This window comes from Thiobacillus sp., from assembly GCF_024708915.1.
On the sequence record NZ_JANJXQ010000116.1, the window covers coordinates 1 to 4,637 of the forward strand.

Consider the following 4,637-nt stretch of genomic DNA (forward strand, 5'->3'; position numbering starts at 1 on the left):
GGCCGTCGACCAGCCCCTGCAGCGGCGGGTACTGTTTCTTGTAGGCCATCTTGCGGCTTTCGGCGATCCAGTAGCCGAGGTAGAGATAGGGCAGTTCCAGCCGCTTCGCCAGCTCGATCTGCCACAGCACACCGTAGACGCCGAGGCTGTCCTGCGCGCGTGCGGGATCGAAGAAGGTGTAGACCGCCGACAGGCCATCCTCGATCTGATCGATCAACGAGATCATCACCAGCGTGTCGCCGTCGCGGAACTCGACCAGCACGCTGTCGACGTTGGACGACAGCAGGAACTGGGTGTACTGGTCGGGGCCGTCGCGGTCCATGCCGCCGCCGGCGTGGCGGCTGCCGAGATAGCGACGGTACAGCGCGTAATGTTCTTCCCTGAAATCGAGCGGCAGGAAACGCGCGGCCAGGTGCTGGTTGCGCTTGAGACAGCGGCGCTGGGTGCGGTTGGGGACAAAGCCGGCGACGTCGACCCGCACCGGCACGCAGGCGTGGCAGTGCTCGCAATGCGGACGATAGGTGAACTGCCCGCTGCGGCGAAAGCCGGCGCGGATCAGCGCGCTGTAGGCATGGCCGTCGATCAGGTGGGTAGGCGTGGCGACTTGCGAGCGCGAGCGTCGGCCCGGCAGATAGCTGCAGTCGTAGTGCGCGGTCAGGTAAAACTGGATGCGCTGGAACGGCGGTTCAGTCGGATACATCGAAATTCCATGGGCCGGGCCGATGCGGCAAGTTTACCAACTCCGCCAGCCGCGCTGTAAACGCCGTGCGCGGCAGCGTGCGCGCACCCAGGCTGGCCAGATGCGGGGTCTCCATCTGGCAGTCGATGAGGCCGAATTCCCAGCGCCGCAACTGCTGCGCCAAGCGCACCAGCGCAACCTTGGAGGCATCGGGTTCGCGGCTGAACATCGATTCACCGTAGAACATGCGGCCGATCGCCACGCCGTACAAACCGCCCACCAGCCTGCCGTCGCGCCAGGTTTCCACCGAATGCGCGTAGCCGGCATCGAACAGGCGGGTGTAGGCCGCCACCATCGCCGGGGAAATCCAGGTGCCGGATGCGCCGGCGCGCGGCGCAGCGCAGGCGCGCATCATGTCGCCAAACGAGGTGTCCGCCCGCACTTCGAAACCGGCGTTGCGCACGCGCTTGGCCAGCGAGCGGGCGACGCGGATTTCGTCCGGCACCAGCACCATGCGCGGATCGGGGCTCCACCACAGGATGGGCTCGCCGGGATTGAACCAGGGAAAGATGCCGTGGCGATACGCATCCAGCAGGCGCTCGACCGACAGGTCGCCTCCCATCGCCAGCAGGCCGTTGGGGTCGGCGAGCGCGGTTTCGACCGCGGGAAAGAATGTGGCTTTTTGGAGACGTTCGGTCATGCCGCCATGGTAGCGGATTCATTTTGGCTTGCGCCCTGATTGTTTATTTATTACGATATGAATGTCTTCTTTACATTCTTATCTCTTTTCACAGGAGCCATGAACATGAAAAAATCCCTGCTTGCCTTCGCCCTGATTGCCGCTCTGCCCGCAACCGCCCTGGCCGACAACTGGATGATGCGCGTGCGCGCCATCGACATCGCCCCCGACGTCTCCTCCAGCCTGGCCGGGCTCGATGTCTCCAGCGAATGGGTGCCGGAAATCGACTTCACCTACTTCGTCACGCCCAACATCGGGGTGGAACTCATTCTCGGCACCGCGCGCCACGAGGCGACGCTGAACGGCGCCAGCCTCGGCAAGCTGAACCACCTGCCGCCCACCGTGACGCTGCAGTACCACTTCAACCCCACGCCGACGATCAAGCCCTACGTCGGTGCGGGCGTGAACTACACCCGCTTCTATAATATCGATCTTGCCCCCGGCCTTAGCGTCGGAAAGAACAGCTTCGGCGGCGCCCTGCAGCTGGGCGTGGATATTGCGGTAACCAAGAATGGCTATATCAACCTCGACGTCAAGAAAATCTGGATCGATACCGACGTCAAAAGTAACGGCGTCAAGCTCACCAACCTGGAAATCGATCCGGTGGTGTGGGGCATCGGCTACGGGTTCCGTTTCTGACAACAAGCTGCACCTGACGCCTGCGGCCGGCCCGATCTCTCTCCCGGGTTTGCCGCACCATAGCGTTCTCCTTCGGGGCGATGCGTGAGTACCTCTCCTAGACTCACGGACGCCCCGTCTTTTTCGGGCTGCTTCCACTGCGGCCTGCCAGTGCCGGACGGCGCGGCCTACCCCATCCAGTTCGAGGGCGAAACGCGCCGGGCCTGCTGCCGCGGCTGCCAGGCGGTGGCGCAGACCATCATCGACAGCGGCCAGGGCGCGTATTACGCCCACCGCACCGCGCTGCCCGCCACGCCCCAGCAGGCGGAGGCCGAACTGGCGCAGCTGGGGCTGTACGATCTGCCGGAGATCCAGGAAAGCTTCGTGCGGACCGAAACGGAGAACATCCGCGAGGCCGCGCTGATCCTCGAAAACATCGTCTGCGCCGCGTGCATCTGGCTGAACGAGCGCCACATCGCCGCACTGCCCGGCGTGCTGTCGGTGGAGATCAACTACGCCACCCGCCGCGCGCGGGTGCGCTGGGACAACAGCCGCATCCAGCTGTCGGCGATTTTGAAGGCGGTGTCCGACATCGGCTACATCGCCCACCCGTTCGACCCCGGCCGCTCCGACGACATCCACAAGCGCGAACGCAACACCGCGATCAAGCGCCTCGCCATCGCCGGGCTCGGCATGATGCAGGTGATGATGTATGCGCTGCCGACCTACACCGCCACCGACATGACCACCGACATCCGCCTGCTGATGCGCTGGGCGAGCCTGATCCTCACCATCCCGGTCGTGGTGTATTCGGCCTGGCCGTTCTTCATCGGCGCCTGGCGCGACATCAAGCGCCGCACCCTGGGCATGGACGTTCCGGTGGCGCTGGGCATCGGCACCGCCTTCGCCGCCAGCGTCTACGCCACCTTTTCCGGCCACGGCGAGGTGTATTACGACTCGGTCACCATGTTCGTCTTCCTGCTCCTGACCGGGCGCTTTCTCGAAATGAACGCGCGCCGCCGCGCCGGCGCCGCGATCGAGGAACTGGTGAAGCTGATCCCTGCCGCCACCACGCGGCTGCCCAACTGGCCGGCGCGCGACGAGGAGCAGGTGCCGGTGGCCCGGCTGGCGGTCGGCGACCACGTGCTGGTGCGTCCCGGCGAAACGCTGCCCGCCGACGGCGCGGTGGTCGAGGGCGACAGCGCGGTGAGCGAGGCGATGCTCACCGGCGAATCGCTGCCGGTATCGAAAACCGTGCGATCGAGAGTGGTCGGCGGCAGCCTCAACCAGGCCAGCCCGCTGGTGATGCGGGTGGACAAGCTCGGCGCCGACACCCGCCTCGCCTCCATCGTGCGCCTGCTCGACCGCGCGCAGAGCGAGAAACCGCGCATCGGCCAGCTGGCCGACCGCGCCGCCGCCTGGTTCGTCGGCCTGCTGCTGCTGATCACCGTTGCCGTCGGGCTGGTCTGGTACGCCATCGACCCGTCGAAAGTGCTGTGGATCGTGGTGTCGATCCTGGTCGTCACCTGCCCCTGTGCGCTCGGCCTCGCCACTCCCGCCGCGCTCACCACCGCCACCGGCCGGCTCACCCGGCTGGGCCTCTTGACCACGCGCGGCCATGCGCTGGAGACGCTGGCGCGCGCCACCGACCTGGTGTTCGACAAGACCGGCACGCTCACCCACGGCCGCTTGAGCGTGCGCCGCGTGGTGGCGCTGGGCGGACGCACCGAAAACGAGGTCGGCGCCATTGCCGCAGCGCTCGAAGCCGGCTCGGAACACCCCATCGCCAAGGCATTGCGCGAAATGGCCGCGCCCGCCGCGATCGCCGGACAGATCCGCAATACGCCGGGGCGCGGCGTCGAAGGCACGATCGAAGGCCGCGTGTACCGGCTGGGCGCGCCGGCCTTTGCCGTCGCCCGCGGCCTCCCCCCGACGCCACCAGAACCGGACGGTGGCGCCAGCTGGGTCGCACTGGCCGAAGATGGCGAACTGATCGCCTGGTTTGCCCTGGCCGATACGCCGCGGGCTGATGCCCCGGTCGCGCTCGCCGCGCTGCAAAAACAGGGCCTGCGCCTGCACCTGGTGTCGGGCGACGCCGCAGGCGCGGTACAGGCGGTCGCACAGCAGCTCGGCATCGCGGAATGGCACGCCGGCGCCCTGCCGGAAGACAAGCTCGCCTACGTCAATGCGCTGCAGCAGCAGGGCCGCATCGTCGCCATGGTGGGCGACGGCATCAACGATGCGCCGGTGCTGGCCGGCGCGCAGGTATCGATTGCAATGGGCGAAGGCGCCGACGTCGCGCAGGCCGCCGCCGACATGGTGATGCTGGGCAGCCGGCTGGCCACGCTGTCCGAAGGCGTCGCGCTCGCCCGCAAGACCCGGCACATCATCCGCCAGAACCTCGGCTGGGCGCTCGGCTACAACCTCATCGCCATTCCCGCCGCCGCGCTCGGCTACGTCACGCCGTGGATCGCCGGCATCGGCATGTCGGCGAGCTCGCTGCTGGTGGTGCTGAATGCGCTCCGGCTCTCCAATTTCAGCCAGCCCGCCGATGACGGCAGCCTCAAGGCACAGGATTCAAGGCTCGCCGCGCAAGAGCCA

General features: G+C 67.0%; 4 protein-coding genes. 2 read left to right on the forward strand and 2 right to left on the reverse strand.

The features are described from left to right. Positions 1-700, reverse strand: a 700-nt coding sequence (locus Q0L94_RS08555) for an arginyltransferase (protein WP_296752468.1), incomplete at its 3' end; no start/stop codon positions are given. Next, the gene (gene aat, locus Q0L94_RS08560) at positions 687-1,379 is read right to left on the reverse strand and encodes a leucyl/phenylalanyl-tRNA--protein transferase (protein ID WP_296752471.1); all 693 of its coding nucleotides are present in this window, start codon (positions 1,377-1,379) and stop codon (positions 687-689) included. The genes aat and Q0L94_RS08555, both read right to left, overlap by 14 nt. Before the next feature lie 105 nt (positions 1,380-1,484). On the opposite strand from aat, the gene Q0L94_RS08565 reads away from it, so the two are divergent. Then, positions 1,485-2,057 carry an OmpW family outer membrane protein gene (locus Q0L94_RS08565; protein ID WP_296752472.1) on the forward strand — a complete coding sequence of 191 codons (573 nt, stop codon included), beginning with the start codon at positions 1,485-1,487 and terminating at the stop codon, positions 2,055-2,057. A gap of 84 nt (positions 2,058-2,141) precedes the next feature. After that, positions 2,142-4,637: heavy metal translocating P-type ATPase (locus Q0L94_RS08570; protein WP_296752474.1), on the forward strand; the 2,496-nt coding region annotated here is incomplete at its 3' end.

Bases quoted from the DNA above. Each gene is read 5' to 3' on its own strand.
- aat (WP_296752471.1), bottom strand. From the start codon at position 1,379: ATGACCGAACGTCTCCAAAAAGCCACATTCTTTCCCGCGGTCGAAACC.
- Q0L94_RS08565 (WP_296752472.1), top strand. From the start codon at position 1,485: ATGAAAAAATCCCTGCTTGCCTTCGCCCTGATTGCCGCTCTGCCCGCA.